Origin of the sequence: Ensifer sesbaniae, assembly GCF_013283665.1 — a bacterium.
GTDB classification, from domain to species: Bacteria; Pseudomonadota; Alphaproteobacteria; order Rhizobiales; family Rhizobiaceae; genus Ensifer; species Ensifer sesbaniae.
Map to the genome: position 1 here is coordinate 1,452,083 of NZ_JABEKU010000002.1, position 18,624 is coordinate 1,470,706.

General features: G+C 57.9%; 11 protein-coding genes and 3 pseudogenes. 11 read left to right on the forward strand and 3 right to left on the reverse strand.

The features are described 5' to 3' along the window. The first annotated feature begins 30 nt into the window (after positions 1–30). The 3 genes and pseudogenes from BHMPCIPO_RS24560 (at position 31) to BHMPCIPO_RS24570 (ending at position 5,224) form a co-directional block, all read left to right on the forward strand. Positions 31–2,376 carry an ethanolamine ammonia-lyase gene (locus BHMPCIPO_RS24560; protein ID WP_173519366.1) on the forward strand — a complete coding sequence of 782 codons (2,346 nt, stop codon included), beginning with the start codon at positions 31–33 and terminating at the stop codon, positions 2,374–2,376. Positions 2,377–2,499: 123 nt separating this feature from the next. Beyond that, positions 2,500–4,179 carry an ABC transporter ATP-binding protein/permease gene (locus BHMPCIPO_RS24565; protein ID WP_173519367.1) on the forward strand — a complete coding sequence of 560 codons (1,680 nt, stop codon included), beginning with the start codon at positions 2,500–2,502 and terminating at the stop codon, positions 4,177–4,179. A gap of 438 nt (positions 4,180–4,617) precedes the next feature. Beyond that, positions 4,618–5,224: pseudogene (locus BHMPCIPO_RS24570) on the forward strand (SOS response-associated peptidase family protein). A gap of 243 nt (positions 5,225–5,467) precedes the next feature. Here the strand turns inward: BHMPCIPO_RS24570 and BHMPCIPO_RS24575 are convergent. Further along, positions 5,468–5,656: pseudogene (locus tag BHMPCIPO_RS24575) on the reverse strand (hypothetical protein); the annotation flags it as partial. A gap of 319 nt (positions 5,657–5,975) precedes the next feature. Here BHMPCIPO_RS24575 and BHMPCIPO_RS24580 point away from each other — a divergent pair. The 5 genes and pseudogenes from BHMPCIPO_RS24580 to BHMPCIPO_RS24600 form a co-directional block, all read left to right on the forward strand. Next, positions 5,976–6,235, forward strand: a pseudogene (locus BHMPCIPO_RS24580) (IS6 family transposase); the annotation flags it as partial. Between the two features lie 831 nt (positions 6,236–7,066). Next, complete coding sequence (locus tag BHMPCIPO_RS24585) at positions 7,067–7,867, forward strand: DUF2092 domain-containing protein (protein ID WP_246304552.1); 801 nt, start codon at positions 7,067–7,069, stop codon at positions 7,865–7,867. A gap of 53 nt (positions 7,868–7,920) precedes the next feature. Continuing rightward, complete coding sequence (locus BHMPCIPO_RS24590) at positions 7,921–8,190, forward strand: hypothetical protein (RefSeq protein WP_246304663.1); 270 nt, start codon at positions 7,921–7,923, stop codon at positions 8,188–8,190. A gap of 46 nt (positions 8,191–8,236) precedes the next feature. Then, entirely contained in the window at positions 8,237–9,679 is a 1,443-nt protein-coding gene (locus tag BHMPCIPO_RS24595) for a DUF1254 domain-containing protein (protein ID WP_173519370.1), read from the forward strand. Positions 9,680–9,987: 308 nt separating this feature from the next. Next, a complete protein-coding gene (locus BHMPCIPO_RS24600; protein ID WP_173519371.1) occupies positions 9,988–11,904 on the forward strand; it encodes a mechanosensitive ion channel family protein in 1,917 nt (638 codons plus the stop codon). Between the two features lie 46 nt (positions 11,905–11,950). Here BHMPCIPO_RS24600 and BHMPCIPO_RS24605 read toward each other — a convergent pair whose 3' ends face one another. Then, complete coding sequence (locus BHMPCIPO_RS24605) at positions 11,951–12,928, reverse strand: AraC family transcriptional regulator (RefSeq protein WP_246304553.1); 978 nt, start codon at positions 12,926–12,928, stop codon at positions 11,951–11,953. A 583-nt stretch (positions 12,929–13,511) separates the two neighbouring features. Between BHMPCIPO_RS24605 and BHMPCIPO_RS24610 the strand changes: the two genes are divergently transcribed. After that, positions 13,512–15,080: a DUF1254 domain-containing protein gene (locus tag BHMPCIPO_RS24610; protein WP_173519372.1), complete on the forward strand. Its 1,569-nt coding sequence runs from the start codon at positions 13,512–13,514 to the stop codon at positions 15,078–15,080. Between the two features lie 131 nt (positions 15,081–15,211). Continuing rightward, positions 15,212–16,549 (forward strand): alpha/beta hydrolase, encoded by a 1,338-nt coding sequence (locus BHMPCIPO_RS24615; protein ID WP_376741719.1) that lies wholly within the window; start codon positions 15,212–15,214, stop codon positions 16,547–16,549. A gap of 154 nt (positions 16,550–16,703) precedes the next feature. Here BHMPCIPO_RS24615 and BHMPCIPO_RS24620 read toward each other — a convergent pair whose 3' ends face one another. Continuing rightward, a complete protein-coding gene (locus tag BHMPCIPO_RS24620) occupies positions 16,704–17,795 on the reverse strand; it encodes an IS630 family transposase (protein WP_173515971.1) in 1,092 nt (363 codons plus the stop codon). 68 nt (positions 17,796–17,863) lie between these two features. Here BHMPCIPO_RS24620 and BHMPCIPO_RS24625 point away from each other — a divergent pair, with 68 nt between their 5' ends. Continuing rightward, positions 17,864–18,622, forward strand: a complete 759-nt coding sequence (locus tag BHMPCIPO_RS24625; RefSeq protein WP_173520177.1) for a porin family protein — start codon at positions 17,864–17,866, stop codon at positions 18,620–18,622. The last annotated feature ends 2 nt before the right edge of the window (positions 18,623–18,624 follow it).

Below are 18,624 nucleotides of genomic sequence, written 5' to 3' on the forward strand. Positions count from 1 at the left end.
GGTATCGACATCTGCAGAAAGGAAACACCCATGAACAAGGGCTTCTTCTCCAACCAGCATGCCGGGCTATCCAGAAGAGATCTGATCGTAATGGCAGGGACCGCCGCGCTCGCAAGCTACAGTCACCGGGCGATAGCAGCGCTGGCTGGAGAGGTCCTCACTATCAAGGAAATCGCACAAGACGAGGACGTGTTTACCTATGTCAGCAGGGTTAAAGGCAGCTTCGATCAGAAAACATACCAGCAGGTTATTGGTGCGGCAAACGACTTCAAGGAGGGCGATCAGGCAATCGGAGTAGGCGCTGCCGACGATGCGACCCGACGCAACGCTCGAGCCCTTCTGGCAAACACGAAAATCAAGGATCTGCACCAGCGTCCGCTATTCGAGGACGATCTGCAGCGCCTCATATGGCAGACGACTGATCAGGCCCAGTTTGAAAGGACGAAAGACTGGACCATGAGCCAGCTGAAGGAATTTCTTCTGACCAAATCGGAAGAAGAGATCAAAGGGATCATGAATGGCCTGAGCAGCGACACCATCGGCTGCGTGCCGAAGCTCATGAGCAACGAAGAACTGATCGCCGTCAGCCAAAAGATTTTCAACGTTATGCCCGGCACCAAGCTGGGCGCCAAAGGATACATGGGCGCACGTATCCAGCCGAATTCGCCGACCGATCACCCCGATGACATCATGTGGCAGGTCTTTGATGCATTCTCTTACGCAACCGGCGACATCGTCATCGGCACCAACCCCGTCGACAGTACGGTGGACAGCGTCGCTACGGTTGAGCGTGCCCTGAAGGACGTCGTCGATACCTTCAAGCTGAACGACGTCGTTCCCTGGTGCGTGCTTGCGCACATCGACGTCCAAGGCGAGGTGAGTGAGCGTTTCCCTGGCACGGTTTCTACGATGTTCCAGAGCCTTGCAGGTACGGATGACTGCAACAAGATTTTCGACATCACCAACGAGAAGATCCTGAAGTATGCCCGCGGGAAGGCAGGGGAACGGTATGGCCTTTACTTCGAAACCGGACAGGGCTCGGAATTCACCAACGGCGTGGCCAACGGCGTCGACATGATGGTGCTGGAGTCGCGAAAGTACGGCTTCAGCAGGGCGGTCGGTATCGAGCTTGCGAAGGTGCAGCCCCAGGGTGCGTGGCTGCATGTCAACGATGTGGCCGGCTTCATCGGACCAGAGGTCTTCAAGAGCCGCGACCAGCTTGTGCGGTGCTGCCTCGAAGACATGGTCATGGGCAAGCTCCACGGACTTACGATCGGCCTCGATATCTGCACCACCTTGCACATGACGGTCAGCCTGGACGATCTCGATTGGTGTCAAGACCAGATCATGCCCGCCAATCCGGCATACCTGATTGCCCTGCCCACCAAGAACGACCCGATGTTGAGCTATCTCACGACCGCGTTTCAGGACCACGTGCGCGTGAGGGAGAAATTCGGCTTCAAGGTCAACGATGCCATGTGGGACTTCTACAAACGCATCGGGATCGTCGGCAAGGACAACAGCTACACGTCACACTACGGAGATCCCCTCTGGGTCTACTACCAGTACCGCCTCGCCAAGGGTGACAAGCGGGCCAAGAAAGCAGTCTACGCCGAAGGCAGGCAGCAGATGATGGAGGTCGAAGCGAGAGGCGTCGACCTGGCAACGGGACACGGAGACAAGATCTGGGATCTCAACCCTGCGCTGGCGACGAAAGTCAGGGGCCTGTATGATGATGCCAAACAGTCTCTCTGGGCCGAGCTCACGCCGGAGTTTATCGCGGCCGTCCCCAACGTCGTGCCGGTTCGTACCCTGTCCAAGGACCGAAACGACTACATAGCCCACCCGACTACCGGCGAGACACTGAACCGGGAAGCGATTGCCGAAATCGAAAGGCTTAGAGCCTCCTGGGGAAGTGATATGCCCAAGGGCCAGATCGTCATCTCGGACGGTCTGAACGCCAAGGCCATTATGGATGATGGCCATCTCTCCCCGTACCTTGAGGAGATGCGCCGGTTGCTTGGCGACGCCGGCGTCACAGTCAGCGACAAGAACATCCTCGTGACGGGCGGCAGAGTGCGGGCCGGCTATCGAATCGGCGAGATGCTGTTCGAGAAATCGGACCCAGACAGCCTGAGAGGGATACTTCACATAATCGGAGAGCGGCCCGGCACCATGCACCATGCTTTCTCGGTCTACATCACCGTCGCTAAAGGCAAGCGGTGGTCAGAGAAAGGTATCGATCACGATGTTACGCGGCTAGTCAGCAATGTCGCGGATACCGCGCTCGCCCCCAAGGAAGCGGCCAAGGAAACCCTGACCATCATCAGAGAAATCGTCGCCAAACAGGTCAACAACAGTCGGCGATACGGATAGGCAGCCGTCCTGAGGGCCTGTGGTTCGCGGGAAAACCGGAAGTTAGTCGTCATGGTTGGAGGGCCGGCACCTGGCATCTAGAGCTGCATCCTCGCAACCAGCGTGTTTGCGAAGGACACTTAGATGGATAACCAGCAAGTGCCGCTTAAAGTCACCGCGGCGCGTTTCTTACGATCCTTGCGAATTTTGTTGGCCTCTGAGGTCGGCGGACGGGCTAAATTGTTGTTTGCCGGGCTCGTGTTGTTGTTGTGCGGGTTGAACGGTCTCAACGTCGTCAACAACTATGTCGGCCGAAACTTTATGACCGCGATCGCCGAGCGCCAGACCGACGAATTCGTCCGACAAGCTATTTTCTATATTTGCGTTTTTGCAACCCTTACCGTCGTCGGGGTGATCGCTCGTTACGCCGAGGAACAACTGGCGTTGCTGTGGCGCGAGTTCCTCACCCGTCGCGCGGTAAATCTCTACCTCGAGGACGGAACTTACTATCGCCTCGATATTTCAGGAAAGCTCGCTCATCCGGATCAACGCATCGCAGAGGATATCCGCGCCTTCACTGTCACCACACTTTCTTATGTCATCATGCTGTTCAGCGCTGGGCTGACTGTGGTGAGTTTCTCCGGCGTGCTTTGGTCCATAAGCCCCGTTTTGTTTGTCGTCGCGGTCCTCTACGCGGCCTGCGGCTCCTATATAACGATTGTGCTGGGACGACCACTCATCGACTTGAACTACAACCGGCTCGACAAGGAGGCCAGTTTTCGATCAAGCCTGATCCACGTCCGGGAAAATGCCGAATCCGTTCTGGTAACGCGTAGCGAGGAGCAACAACAAACTCGCCTCCTGCATCGCTTTGACGACCTGGTCGCCACCATTCGCAGTATCATCGCTGTCAACCGCAACCTGGGCTTCTTTACCAATGGCTACAACTGGATGATCCAAATCATTCCGGACCTCATCATAGCACCCACGTTCATGAGAGGGGAAATCGAGTTTGGCGTCATCACCCAAGCGGGTGCAGCCTTTGCCATGCTCGTCGGTGCATTTTCGTTGATCATTCGGCAGTTCAATTCGATCTCGAACTTTGCCGCCGTCGTCTCTCGCTTGAGTTCATTGCTGGAGGCCATAGAAAGATCGCACACAAGCGGCACTGCCTGCATTGAACTCAAAGAGCATGAGGGACGGTTCGCATTTGAGCAAGCGACCCTGCGTGCACCTGATGGATCACCTCTCGTCAACGATCTCTCGATATCCATTCCCGCGACTAGCCGTGTGCTGGTGACGGGAGCCAGCCCTGCCGTGGGAGCAACCCTGTTCAGGGCGGCTGCTGGAATTCCAGTGGCCGGCGCCGGTCGAATTATTCGGCCTGGCCCGAAGGACCTCATGTTTCTCCCGCAGCGACCCTACTTACCTCCTGGCTCGCTGCGGCAAGTGTTGCTTCCTTCGGGCGAACTCAGCGAAGTATCCGATTCCAAACTTCGTCAGGTGCTGCGAGAAACTGGATTGGAGGACTTGGCCGACGATGCCAGCGCACTGGACAAAGAAGACATCCGAGAAATGTCTCTGGGCGACCAGCAACTCTTGGCAATCGCCAAAGTCCTCCTGGCCAGACCACAGTTTGTTTTTCTCGACCGGATTGAGACAACGCTCGGACAGAAACTGTTCGATAAAGTGCTGGCCCTCTTCTCGGAAAAGTCGATTGCCTGCGTCAGTAATAGCGAGCGACCCGACAACCGTGATCTATATGAGGCGGTATTGGAGTGCCACGACGGCGGCAAATGGACATGGAAACCAAGGCGGTTGTGACACCAGCGGCTCGCTTGGTCGTAAGCGTTATGGTTCCCCCGCCATTATCGCGCCGACCTGCCGGAGCGTTCGGCTTGCCAGGAGCGGATATGCTTCGCAAAGTCAATCGCGTTGTTGTCATCCGTTCGCATCTGGCGCAACATGCTTCGCCCCGCAATAAGCATCTCGATAAGAAATGCCAAAAGCGATCCGATGAGCGACAGAATTGCCCCGCCAAAAAACCAGAAGAGACTTTCTTCACGGAAACAGAACTGGAGGGCACCGGCGCGCGCAATGCGGCTACACCAACTGGCTTGACCGATGGCAGCTCGCGAAGAAGTAGGGCGCCGACACGCCGATAGCCATTCTCCGCCCTCATCTCGTCTGCTCCCAATGTGAAAACCGTGAAGGAAACGGCCTGAGACTTGGCAGGATCAATCGCAACGCTTGAGGGGACGCATGTGCAGCAAGTACACGATCGAAGTGCTCTTTGACGAACTGTGGCGCCGATCGAAGGCGACGCGCGATATCACGAACCGGGCGAACCGGTCGCAGGAGGCTTATCCCGATCGGGTCGCGCCTGTCGTTCGGAACACCGCGGACGGGGAGCGCGAGATCGCAAACCTCACATGGGGCATGCCCTCAAAGGGGAAGCCCGATTATGGAGTGACCAACATCCGCAAGACGGATTCGCCGCATTGGCGCCGCTAGCTCGGCGTGCAGAGCCGCTGCCTGGTGCCATGGACGACATTCATCGAGTGGGAAGACACGAAACCGAAGAAGACCGAGCGCCAGTTCGTGATCGACCACGGCCAGCCCCTCGCCTTTTTCGCCGGGATCTGGACGACATGGAAAGGTGAGCGCGGATCGGCGAAGAACCCACGTGCGGGCGAGCACGAGCTGTTCGGCTTCCTCACCTGCGCCGGTTCTGCTGACGAGCGAGGCTGACATCGAGCTCTGGATGACGGCAGACTGGGAACAAGCGAAGGCACTGCAGCGTCCCTGTCCCAACGACGCGATGACGGTGTTGCCGGCGGAAAGAGCCACGGAGCCGCTGCTCCTTTAGTGGCGGTCAACCTCACCAGAGCGTCCGGGCTTTGGAAAGCCCCTCCCCTGCTGCGCACGGCGGGTATGCACGACGTTCGAGGACCGTGCGACCTTACCGCCAGAAACGTTTCGTTTCGACAAAGGTGTCGTGCGCTTCTGCCGCTCGGCGCAGAAGCTTCGTCTTGTCGTCGGCGCTGACGAGATCGTCGTGGCAGGTCAAAGGGAACCGAAAGCTCTGCGACTTGCAACGATCAACAGCAGACTAGTGAAAATTCCCGCTCTTGATCTTCAGCGTATCGATATGAAGATCGGGGGTGAACATATCCCTCACCCTGACACCCGCCGCCGGCCGCTCGCGAGAATCCGGGCTGGCCGGCGAACCACGGGCGAACTCATCGCCGCGGCCGGTCGGCGGCCGGAATGCCCCGTCGCGCTCGGCAAGACTCGACATCATGAACGGATATCAAAAAAATTCTCGGGCGCCCTTGTGTGCGATGTGCCTTCAGTGCTTACGCGCGGTTACCGTCTCCGGAAGAACCACCTGAATTCTTTCGATGCCCACGAGCGCTTTTTTGAGGAGTATCGGAGTATCCGTTGCAGAAGTTAAAGCTGTGCAGCCGCTTGGAGGTTGGCGCCTTCCTGGGGCATTTGCTGGAGCCCCAAAGTGTCGAGAACTCCTCGAGGGGTAGAAAGCCGACAGACTCGTAAAAGGCACGGGTAGCGGCATACTTCTCGTCGGACTTGGACTCTGCAAACGTCTTCGCCGTCAGGAAGCGGGCACACGCAAGCTGAAGCAACTGATCAAACCGGTGAGAGGGTTCAAGACGCTGAAAACGGCTATGCGACGATCAAAGGCTTCGAGGTCATGCGTGCTTTGCGCAAAGGACAGGCCGCGATTTTCAACCTGACGGGCGACCTCCATGGAGAAGCACGCATCGTTGAACGTGCTTTCGGCATGGGACCGAGTGCGCTGACGGAGCCTGTAGCACTGCTCGCTCAGAATTTCGAAAACCGCGAGGCCGCCAGCTAAGCGACGTCCCGCACAACGGCCATCACAACCAAAAGGGAAATTTGCAACAGAGCCGCTATCCCAAGCTTGCGTCGACAGCCTCGGGATAGCTCTTTTCCCAATCTTATGTTCCCTTACGACGTTACGACGTGGATCTCAGGATTGCGTTTTTGAAGGTCTTGTAAGATTTCCTCGAGTAAGGAACTTTCGATATTCGAGTTGCGTCGGTAAACCTCTGCGTAGAGGCCACCTCGCTGAACGCAGTGCTCCATTGCCGAACTAGCCAGACCGCGGGCTACAAGTTCTTGATCAGGCCCTGGTTCGACAAAGAATGCATCAAGGAGAGAGCCAGGGCGTCCTCGACGACTGCAGAAAATAGGGATGGAGATCGCGAAGCCCAAGTTCGCCGTCCCCTTCGAAGCGATAAACGCAGTGAACTTGGGAGCGGTCCCGAAGCCATGCCGGAGAAAGTCCTCCGGCGAGGATTCGACAATGCGCGGCCCACCGGGGTGGGCGGCGTCGCTGTATCCCAAGTCAAAGGCGATGTCGCTGCGTGAACCCCTTTGCGGAGCAGCCGAAGCCGTCACTGCGATGCCGAGGGGTCTAGGCAAGTCCTCAAAATCGATCGCGGGTTTTGGACCTCACTGAAGTGTTCGCGTCGGCATACGATCTTTGACCAGATTCCCCTCACGGGCGCATGTAACATTAAAGTTGCAACTTGGCGTGAAATGGTAAGATCACACGCGGCTAATACAGCAGTAATCCCTAAGCCGGGATGCCTTCGCACAAGATCAGCCAGAACCGTTGCGAGATCCGGCCGGCAAGCAAATCAACAAGCCTGTGGGTGAGCGAATGGATGGCGGACTGAGATTACCCGGCGCAGCTTGGCGGCGCCAGTTTACCGCAATGTTGGTGGCCGCTGGTTGCATGGTGGCCTGGCCGGTATCGGCGCAAGACGGAATCGAGCCTGAGGCGCATCGGATCCTGGTCGCGATGAGCGAAACTCTCAAGTCGGCGCCGACCCTCAGTGTCGACTACGACGTGGATCAGGAAGTCGTCAATCTGCAAGGTCAGAAAATCCAGTACAGCGCCTCCGGTTCCATCGCCGTCGATCGCGAACGAGGTTTTCGAATGAAGCGCATGGGCCCCTTTGCCCAGGCGGACGTGATATTTGATGGCGAGACGATATCACTGCACGACAAAGTGCTGAACGTTTACGCACAGCTTCAGAGCCCCGGACGACGCGTTGAAGACGCGGCCGAGGAGCTTCGCGCCGCCACCGGACTTGACGCTCCCGGAGCCGATTTTCTGGCAGGCGAGCCCTATGCGGTCCTCACTGACGGCGTGACGGAAGGAACCGTTGTCGGATCGGCCTTCGTCAATGGGGTGGAATGCGACCATCTCGCCTTCAGGACCGACATTGTGGACTGGCAGATCTGGATCAGCAGGGGCAGCAGACCATTGCCGCTCAAATACGTCATCACGACCAAATGGACCACCGGAGCACCCCAATATTCGCTGCGGCTCACCAACTGGAGGTCGGATGGGATCGTAGCCGCGCAGTTTAAATTTGCGCCGCCTCCGGCTGCCAAGAAGCTCGAACACGTCCACGCCGATGTCACCGGCGAGCTTTCGCTGGAGACGGTGCAATGAGGACGCACACGCTGCACGGAAAGATCCTTTCACTTGCCATCGCCGGTTTTGCCATGCTCGCGGCAGACGCTCTCGCTCCCGCGCCGTTCGGCTCGTTCGTGCCCGAGGCGCAGGCGGTCGTGGGACGGCCGTTGACACCTGGAAGTGTTGCGGGTGTCGCTCGCCGCACCACGCGCCGAGTGATCCGCCGCTCCACGGTGTATGTTGCCGCACTGCCCACCGGCTGCGTTAGAACGAGTGTCAATGGCACGGTCGTGTGGCGCTGCGGCGGGGTCTACTACCAGCCGTACGGCGGGCGCTACGTCGTCGTTTACATTGACTAAACTCAGAGCATTACGTCGCAACTCGATTTTTCGATGGAGGAATAGAATGGATATTACGCGTCGTGACTTGACGGCCGCCGGTCTTGGAGTGTTGGCGGCAGGTTCTCTCGCAAGACCTGGTGCTGCCGCCGACGGGTTGGTGGCGGATCTGCCGGAAGGGCTCGACGAATTCGCGCTCGCCGTCGAGGCGTACACTTATGCCTATCCACTGGTGACAATGGAACTGACCCGGCGCGTGATTACCAACGTCGCGGAACCTGAAGGAACCCGTGGCCCCATGGGGCATCTGATCAAGCTGCGTCAGTATCCGGACGCCAAGTTTCGGGATGTGACCGCACCGAACGCAGATACCCTTTATACGACCGCGTTCTTCGACGTGGGCGATGAGCCCTGGGTCATCACCCTGCCCGACCTCAAGGATCGTTACGCCCTGTTCCCAATGCTGGATGGCTGGACGACCGTTTTCGACGTTCCTGGAAAGCGCACGACGGGCACCGAGGCCCAGACATTCGTGGTAACAGGACCCGGCTGGGAAGGCACACTTCCCGACGGCGTGACCCAATACAAATCTCCGACGAGCATCGTTTGGCTGCTTGGACGCATCTATTGCACGGGTACCCAGGAGGACTACGCCGAAGTTCATAAGCTCCAGGACGAAGTGAAGCTCTATCCCTTGAGTGCATGGGGCAAGGACTGGACAGCACCCAAAGGCAAGGTCGATCCGACCATCGATATGGAGACTGCCGTTCGCGAGCAGGTCAATGGCATGGATGCCATCGAGTACTTCACCCTCTTTGCCGAGCTTCTGAAACGCAACCCACCGAGTGAGGCGGATGCACCGATGATTGCCAAGCTCGCCGAGCTTGGCATTGTCCCGGGTCAGGACTTCGATAAAAGCAAGTTCGAACCGGCGTTTGCCAAGCGCGTGCCCCAGGTCGCCTTCGCGCGCATCATGATGCACTTCAAGCTCAGCGATGGCGACGTGCAGGATATCGATGGCTGGGGTTTCACGACCAAGACTGGCATCTATGGCACCAACTACATCCAGCGAGCCTTGGTCACCGCGATCGGCCTTGGGGCAAACCGGCCGCAGGATGCGGTCTACCCGACGTCGATGAAGTCCGGCGGCGGTCTGATCAAACGGGCCTATAACGGTTCCGAGAAATACGTGATGACTTTCAAGAAAGGCCAGACGCCGCCCGTTTCGGGTTTCTGGTCCTTGACTATGTATGACGCGGGATACTTTTTCGTCGACAATCCGCTCAATCGCTATTCGATTAGTGCACGGCAGGACCTGAAGGCAAATCCCGACGGTTCGATCGATTTGTTCATTCAGAATGAATCGCCCGGGGCAGATAAGGAGTCGAACTGGCTTCCAGCACCCAAGGGGAAGTTCATTCTCATGATGCGCCTCTACTGGCCCAACGAGAGCAATCCCTCCATCATTGACGGTTCTTGGACGATACCGCCGGTAAAGAAGGTGAGCTAATTCCACCAGCCTGCATGCAGCCGCCGCGGGTCCGGTTCCTGGCGGCTGCAAACACGAAGTCTCGGCATCCACGTCTCTTGTTGAGCATGGTGCGATCGGTCCTCAGTGAAGATTAATCAAATTACATCAGCTTCGGTCCTGTCATTGGTTTTTGGAGACCAATAATTTGACAAAGGGGATTTGATCCAGTGGACCGGGCTTTTATGTACATCCTTCGGACTTTGCTATGCAGTCTGTTCCTCTGCCTTTGTGGGCTTACGCACCTGCAGGCGCAAACGCCTGTGCCCCCAATTGCTCAGCCGTCCAAGGTGGCCGAACTGCTGCGTCTGCTTGAGGATGAGGATGTGAGGGTCTGGCTGGAGCAGAAGCAAGCCGCCGCTTCCGAGTCCCGCGACAATGAGGCAGTGTGGTTCATTGAGGAACGTGAGGCGCTCTTGCGCGCCCGTTTCAACGCATTTTTTTCCGCGGTGCCACGCGTCAGCGATGAGCTTTCGCGCGTCGGGTCTACGGTTTGGCAGGACGCACGGAGCAACGGCGTCATGCCAGCGGCGCTCGTGTTGGCAATCATCGCCGGCATAGCTTTTGGCATCGAATGGATTTTTCGCCATTCAGTGCCCGCTGTGCCCTTCCCCAACCCACTCTTGAGGCAGACCTACGCGGAGTTTCTGACGCTCTCGATATTCACGGCGATCGTCGCGATCCTTTTTCTCCTGTTCGCCTGGCCGCCACTCGTGCGTGTGGTCGTTCTGTACTCGCTCCTCGCATTGATCGCCTACAAGCTCGCGACCGCGCTCTGCCGCATCGCGCTCGCCGCGTCCATAATGTCGGCCCGCTCTTATTTGCGGGTCCGGATATTCGTCGCATTGCTGGCAGCGACGATGGCATTCTCGGCTGTAAGCGAACGCCTTGGTGTTGCAGCCGACGTCCAGTCAGCCCTCACTATCGGACTGTCCATCCCAATTGTTGTTCTGGCAATGGCGATGATCTGGCGTGAGCGCTCCAGCGATGTCAGATCGTGGCGAGACCGGATCTCTCGCGCTATGGGCATCTCCGGCGCAATTGTGCTCTGGCTGCTCTGGTGCGGCGACTTCATGGCTCTATTCTGGCTCGGTGTCATGATTGTCCTCGTGCCGCGCGCTTTGTCGATTGCCGACAGCCTGATGCTTTCATTCTCGCCCTCTCGCTCAAATGAGCGAGACCCATCGGACCCGAAGGCGGTCCTGCTCGTCCGCGGAACGCGCGCTATTATCCTGATTGCAGCGGTCGATTGGGTCGCCTTCGTTTGGCGAAACAATTTCCCTTTTGCTTCCGGAGAAGTAACATTGATCCGGACGATCATTGCCGGCGCATTCAACAGCGTCGTCATCCTGCTAATCATTGACCTCGTCTGGCAATTGGCAAAAGCCTACATCACCCGCAAGCTGCGCGACGTCGGTGATGAGGGAACCTCTCCCTCAAACGCACTCGCCCAAGAAAGCCGGCTTCGCACTTTGCTGCCCGTTTTCCGCAACGCCCTGGCAGCGGCACTTCTCTGTGTCGCGGTGCTCACAATTCTTTCGGAGATGGGCGTCAAAATCGGCCCGCTGGTCGCTGGGGCGGGCGTCGTCGGCGTTGCAATTGGATTCGGCTCGCAGACCTTGGTCAGGGACGTCGTCAGCGGCGTTTTCTACCTGCTGGACGACGCGTTTCGGGTCGGGGAATACATCGAAGCAGGAAGTTATACGGGCGTCGTGGAATCCTTCAGCCTGCGTTCCGTGAGGCTGCGGCACCACCGCGGGCCAATCTTTACCGTACCTTTCGGTTCGCTTGGCGCGATTAAGAATGCCAGCCGCGACTGGACTGTCGACAAGTTCCGCATTCGTGTCCCTTTCAAAACTGATGTTGACAAAGTCCGCAAGCTCATCAAGGAGATCGGCGCGCAATTGCAGGCCGATCCGGAACTCGGTTCGCTCTTCATCGAGCCGCTCAAACTGAAGGGCGTCGAGCAGATCGGTGAATATGGAATTGAGCTTGGCATCGCCTTCACCTGCAAGCCGGGGCAACAGACAATGATCCGTCGCAATGCTTACGCAATGGTCATGCAGGCTTTCCATGAAAATGGAATCGACTTTGCTCAACCGATGGTTCAAGTCAGCGGAGACGACAAGGAGACAGTGGCAGCGACGTTCGCGGCGCGGCAGGCTCCGGGTAAGACGACTTCGCCGGGCACCGCCTCGCCAGCTTGAAAATCCCACGTGGAGTCTCTGGAGCAATTGCCTTAGCGAGGTTCGGCTACAGCTCGCCCGTTCGTTCTGGGGGGTCGCCGTCGGTATCGGCAGCAGATAGGTTTTCCTTGACGCGAAACTCGCGAGGCCCAAATCCGGTCGCTTTTCGAAAAGCTCGGGTGAAGCCGGCGGGAGAGGAGTAGCCAAGATCCTCGGAAATGTTGGTGATCGACACGGTTCCATCGCGCAACATTTCTGTCGCACGTTGCATTCTCACCGCGCTGGTCAGGCTTCGGAAGTCGGCGCCTACCACTCGAAGTTCACGCTGCAGTGTCCGAACGCTCGTGTTCATTGTTCGCGCTGCCTCCTCGATCGACACATCGCCCGCCAGCAGTTGGGCGCGAATCTGTGCAGTGGCGATTTCCAGCAAATTCCGAGGTGCACCTCCAGGACGATCGCGAGCCACATCCTCGAGGGTCACAATCGACCGAGATGTTCGTCGCGACGCAGCCATCAACCTATGCCGCTCAACGACGACCGCCACTGCTGGCGCATTGAATATCACCGGGCATTTGAATACGTCCTCAAAAAGCGAGGTATGGGCTGGAGTCGGGATGTCAAGTTCGACGCGAAGTGGGTGCCAATGGTCAGGCAGATATGCCTTGAAGAAGCTTAGCAGTTCGCCAGCAGCGGCACATGCGACCGACTCATACCCCCGAGACCCAGCCAAAGCGAATTTATAGCCAAAGCGCAGTTCCTCCTTCGTGGTGGTGACAGTCAGATTGTCAAAACTGCTGTGATACTGCAGCGCCACGATACCTCGTTTGATCGCGTCGCCGAGCGTGTCTGCCTCGGTTATGAAGCGACCGAAGCTGCCATACGCGGAAACATCCATATTCGGCACGAGCAGGAGACCGAGGTTTGTGTCGCCCACTGCCCTCGCCATGGCTTCGACGAACCCGACCACAGATTGCTGGGGAATGTAGACATTGCGGTCCTCGATCAATTCCACGTCGAAGCCCGCGGCGCGATTGGCGCGCAACAACGCTCGCTCCCCAAGTTCGCTTCGAATAAACGCGGGTAGGCCTTGCAAGACGTGGCTCGAGATCACGGGAATCGCGGCGATCTGAAATGGTTCCTGAATACGGGATTGGCGTGAAATGGATAATTTTCACATATTCGACCGCCGGTAGAATTGGCAAGCAATATCTGCAATTCGATGTAGACGGTACATACGCCTGCATAGATCAGCCTCCCTTCAATATGCGGCCAACTTACCGAGTGCCCCCCAAGCCACAGACGCGGAGCGCATCCGAAGCAAGCACCCGAGACCTCGTCCTGAAGATGCTACGGAAACGAAACCGGGTCTTATCCTTTCACGCCAGTCTCATCGGCCCCGGAGCGGATGGTCAAATATTCGCGCTTTGCAAAGCAATCATAAGTGGTAGGTTGTTGCAACTGTGCGTTCCCGGGATGCGTCTGCGATTTGGCGGGAAATGGTAAGATTGGCAAGGGGAGGCACAGCTAGTCTCCCGCAACGAACGCTTCGGTTTGGTTGTCGGATCGTCGGGAGGCTTTCCTGCAACGCAGGTGGTCGTATCAGCTAGAAAGTCCAGGAGAGGGCAAACATGTTATCTGAAATGCTTCGTCCTGCGGTGTTGGCCGCGGCCGGTTTGCTTGCAACGACGCTGACTGCGGCCGGCGAGGTAAAAACCCCGGGCTACAACCATAAAATCCCCGAAAAGATTATGACCCCCGACAAGGTGGAAACAAGGTTGGGTACGCTGAGGTTCTTTGATGGGATGCCGGATGAAGCAACTGTCGATAGGCTCTATGACAATCTCGACCTCATGCGCGGCGTCGAGACGTTCCTCAACGGCATCCCCGCCACATCCGTCGAAGGCATTCGGCTCGGGCATCTGGAGTTGGGCGCGGACACATCATATAAGGCAATCCTTCTTGACCAGCTGATGGACTCGGCGCCGCTGTTCCTCACCGGCAACACCGACACTGTCTATGGCAGCGTTGTTCTCGACTTGTGGAAAGACGGGCCGACGGTTGTGGAGATTCCTGCCGGGTCTGGTCCCGGCACGGTCAACGATGCCTATTTTCGCTTTGTGACCGACATGGGCGGGCCGGGCCCCGACCGCGGCAAGGGCGGCAAGTATCTGATCCTGCCGCCCGACTACCAGGGAGATCTCAATCCGCCGGTCGGCGGCATGGAGGCGGAGGTCGAGGGTGAAACGTACTTCGTTTCCAAGTCTACGAGCTATGTAAATTGGCTGATCCTGCGTGGCTTTCTGGTCGATGGAAAGCCCGACGCGGCAGTCGCTTCCTTCAAGAGCGGGCTGAAGGTCTATCCGCTCAGTAAGCGTGATAACCCGCCGGAAATGGAGTTCATCAGCGGATCGCGTAAATCCTGGAATACCATTCATGCCAACAATTACGCGTTCTACGAAGAGCTCCACACGGTCATCAATCGGGAACCGACGTCTATGCTCGATCCCGAACTGCTCGGCCTGTTTGCCGCTATCGGCATTGAAAAGGGCAAGCCCTTCGCCCCGGATGCGCGGATGAAGAAACTGTTGACCGAGGCAGTCGCTGTCGGCAACGCAACCGCCCGCGCGCTGATTTTCCGACCCCGTCTTGACGGTTTCCATCTCTACCCGAACAGCGCATGGGGCGCGGCCTTCGTTGGGGGAAGCTATGAATGGCTTCGGGACGGCGGCAAGGGTGGCCGTTATCTCGACGCCAGAACCCTCTTCTTCTACCAGGCGACGGTCAACACACCTGCCATGGTGGAGAAAATGATCGGCGCTGGTTCCCAGTATGCATATGCTGCGACCGACCGAAACGGCGACTATCTGGATGGCGCAAAGACATACAAGCTTCGCATTCCCGCCAATCCACCGGCCAAGGATTTCTGGTCCGTAGTGGTCTACGATCCGCAGACGCGCTCGGAACTCCAAACCGGCCAGACCTTCCCAAGCAAAAACAACAAGCGGGACAAGCTGATCGAGAATCCCGACGGCTCGGTCGAGCTCTATTTCGGTCCGAAGGCACCCGAAGGCAAGGAGGCAAACTGGATTCAAACCATCGCCGGCAAGGGATGGTACACGCTTCTGCGGCTTTATGGGCCACTCGAGCCCTGGTTCGATAAGACCTGGCGGCCGGGCGAGTTCGAACCGATCGATTAACATCTGCAGTCGGGACCCGAGAGATAAGTCGCTTAGACCGGGCGTGGCGTCAAATGATAAGTTCGTCGCCTGCTTCCCTTGTAGGTAGGATTTACATGAAGAGGAGTAGCGGTCGGTCGGCGAACTCCTTGATGCGGACATTGAGGGGATCGTTGGTGCAATTTCAGTCTGCTCACGACCGGAACGCCAAAACCGGCGCATTCTCCTGGTCGCTTTCGACATGCGTCCTCTTGGGTTTGACGCTGCTCGCGGCTTGTGCGAGCCGCCCGACCGGCGTGCTTGAACCTGTGGGAGCCATTCCGTCGGCCACCCAAGTCGAGATGCTGGTCACCACGACTCGAGGTCGCTCGGAAAACCCCGGAGAGATGTTCAGCGGCGAACGTGCTTTCAACCCGACATTCGCTGACATCACCGTTTCAATACCGCCTGACTCCGCGCGCAAGGCAGGCGAGGTTGCCTGGCCGCGCAAGCTTCCGCCAGATCCAGCAGCCGATTTTGCAGCGCTCAAGGCTGACGAAATCGACCGCGAAACGGCTGAAAAGTGGTTGAATAGCCATGTGCGCAAAAGCCCGGACGGCAGTGTTCTAGTTTTCATTCACGGCTTTAATAACCACTTCGAGGACGCCGTCTTCCGTTTTGCGCAGATCGTGCACGATTCCGGCGCACGTAGCGTGCCGGTACTCGCCACATGGCCGTCGCGCGGAAGCCTGCTGGCCTATGGTTACGATCGCGAAAGCACCAACTATACGCGCAACGCGGTTGAGCGGCTGTTCCAGTACCTGGCAGCCGACCCTCAGGTCAAGGAAGTGTCTGTTCTCGCCCATTCCATGGGCAACTGGCTGGCACTGGAATCGTTGCGGCAAATGGCGATCCGCAACGATGGGCTGCCGGCCAAGTTCAAGAATGTCATGTTGGCGGCGCCTGACGTAGACGTCGATGTATTCCGTTCGCAGATCGCGGATATGGGCCAGCAACGGCCGCGCTTTACGCTATTCGTCTCTCGTGACGATCGTGCGCTCGCCGTTTCGCGCCGCGTGTGGGGAAACGTCTCGCGCTTGGGCGCAATAGACCCGGAACAATCGCCCTACAAGGAAGAACTGGCGGTGAATGAAATCACCGTCGTCGATCTGACCCAACTCAAGGAAGGTGATAGCCTCCACCATACAAAGTTCGCAGAGTCGCCTGAAATCGTACAATTGATCGGCCGCCGGCTGTCGAGCGGTCAAACCTTAACCGACAGCCGGTTGGGGCTTGGCGACCATATTGTGGCGGCCACTGCTGGGGCCGCGCACTCGGTCGGCACAGCTGCGGGCCTGGTCGTTGCCGCCCCGGCGGCGATTGTCGATCAAAACACACGGCAAAATTATGTTCATCACGTGGAGGCGCTCGTCGGACCATCCGGCAACGCGAATTCGAACACCGCCGGCAATGCCTGCAGGGAGCCGAGATCAGGAACCTGCAGCCGATAGCCAATCGCTCCGAGTACACAGGACCAAGCCGCGGGCCGCCATTGGCTGAACGAAATGCCTACAACAGCGATTGCTCGCCACAGCGAGCATTACAGGGAGACAACATGAGGATTCGCATCGTTCGTACTCTAGTCATCTGAATCCGAAATTCGTGTCATAAGCTGTTGTCGACCTTCTGACAGAAGCGCTTGACGGATGCGAGAATGTCGTCTGCGGATTTGGTCCAGCGATATGGCTTGGGGTTTTTGTTGTGGCGCTCGATGAAGCTTTTGATGTCGGCTTCGAGTTGAGCTGTCGAAGTATGGACGCCACGTCGTAGTTGCTTGCGGGTCAATTCCGCAAACCAGCGTTCGACCTGGTTGATCCAGGAGGCCGAGGTTGGCGTAAAGTGCACGTGGTAGCGTGGCCGCCGCATCAGCCAGTTCTTGATCGATGCAGTTTTATGCGTTGCATAGTTGTCCATCACGATATGCACGTCCAAATCGGGCGGCACGTTCGCATCGATCTGCTTCAGGAAGTCCAGGAACTCGGTGGCCCGATGCCGCTTGTAGCATTTGCCGATGACAAAGCCGGAGGCGACATCGAGTGCTGCAAACAATGTCGTCGTGCCGTGCCGAACATAAGAATGGGTACGCCGTTCAGGCATGCCAGGCATCATCGGCAGCACTGGCTGCTCGCGATCGAGCGCCTGGATTTGGCTCTTCTCGTCCACGCTGAGAACCAGCGCCCGATTGGGAGGCGACAGATAAAGACCGACGATGTCGCGGACCTTATCGACGAACAAGGGATCGCTGGACAGCTTGAACGTCTCAGTGCGATGGGGCTGCAGGCCGAAGGCGTTCCATATCCGGCGGATCGTCGTGTGCGAAAAACCAGCGGCTCCTGCCATCGAGCGGATCGACCAATGGGTCGCATCCGTGGGCGTAGAACGCAGCGTGCGCTCGATCACAGCAGCAATCTGATCATCGCCGATCGTGCGGGGCCGGCCAGGGCGAACTTCGTCGAGCAGGCCATCGAGCCGATCTTTAAGAAAGCGCCGCCGCCATTTGCCAACCGTATGTTCATGCACGCCGAGTTCGCCGGCAACGACCTTGCTCGCAATTCCGTCGGCACAGCGAAGAATGATCCGGCACCGCTCTGACATGGAGCGAGCAACGCGATGCTTACGCACCTGCCGCTCCAAATACTCCCGCTCCGCCTCGCTCAAAATCAATGGTGCCGTCGGTCGGCCAGTCGCATTTGCCATTGCTCAACCTCCCATGAACAGGCAAAGCGTACAATGTAATGAACTTCAGTTCCAGATGACTAGCGGCAATCGGAACTTGCCTTGTTGCGGGTACGGCGCAGGCCACCGAAATCTATTCCCCGATGACGCCGGAAGTGCAGCAGAAGACCACCGAAGGCGGATGGACATTTTCCTTCGCCCCATATTTCTGGGCGGCCGGTTTGTCGGGTGACCTTGAGCAGTTCGGGCTGCCCGCAGTCGATGTCAATGCCAGCTTCCGTGACATCTTCGACCACCTTGAGTTCGGTGCGATGGCGATCGGCGAAGCGCGCAACGGCCCCTACAGCATCTTCGCCGATGCCATGTATACCAAGATTTCGGGGCAGTCGGGGACACCACGAGGCATTGTTGCGACAGACGTCGAACTCACATCGGAGACCTTTGCCGGGCTGCTCGGCGCGGGATACTCCGTCATCGACAACGATACAGCGCGGTTCGACGTGGTCGCCGGCCTGCGCGTATGGTCCGTCGAAAGCGAGCTTTCGTTCCATGGCGGCATTCTCGATGGGCGCAGCAGAAGCGATCAGGCAACTTGGGTAGACGGTCTGGCGGGTTTCCGCGGCACCTATTCTCTCACGCCCGAACTCTACCTGACGGGCTGGGGTCTTGTCGGTGCTGGTGGCGCTGACCTCGATTGGGACGTGGCGGCGGCAATTGGTTATAGGTTCAACAATTCGATATCGGCCATTGCCGGCTACCGCGCGTTGGGCGTGGACTACAGCAATGACGGTTTCGTGTTCAACGTCACTCAGCAGGGTCCGATGCTGGGGCTCTCAGTGCGGTTCTAAGC

Excerpts from the sequence above, each read along its gene's own strand:
- BHMPCIPO_RS24560 (WP_173519366.1), top strand. The coding sequence starts at position 31 with ATGAACAAGGGCTTCTTCTCCAACCAGCATGCCGGGCTATCCAGAAGA.
- BHMPCIPO_RS24565 (WP_173519367.1), top strand. The coding sequence starts at position 2,500 with ATGGATAACCAGCAAGTGCCGCTTAAAGTCACCGCGGCGCGTTTCTTA.
- BHMPCIPO_RS24585 (WP_246304552.1), top strand. The coding sequence starts at position 7,067 with ATGGATGGCGGACTGAGATTACCCGGCGCAGCTTGGCGGCGCCAGTTT.
- BHMPCIPO_RS24590 (WP_246304663.1), top strand. The coding sequence starts at position 7,921 with ATGCTCGCGGCAGACGCTCTCGCTCCCGCGCCGTTCGGCTCGTTCGTG.
- BHMPCIPO_RS24595 (WP_173519370.1), top strand. The coding sequence starts at position 8,237 with ATGGATATTACGCGTCGTGACTTGACGGCCGCCGGTCTTGGAGTGTTG.
- BHMPCIPO_RS24610 (WP_173519372.1), top strand. The coding sequence starts at position 13,512 with ATGTTATCTGAAATGCTTCGTCCTGCGGTGTTGGCCGCGGCCGGTTTG.
- BHMPCIPO_RS24615 (WP_376741719.1), top strand. The coding sequence starts at position 15,212 with ATGCGGACATTGAGGGGATCGTTGGTGCAATTTCAGTCTGCTCACGAC.
- BHMPCIPO_RS24620 (WP_173515971.1), bottom strand. The coding sequence starts at position 17,795 with ATGGCAAATGCGACTGGCCGACCGACGGCACCATTGATTTTGAGCGAG.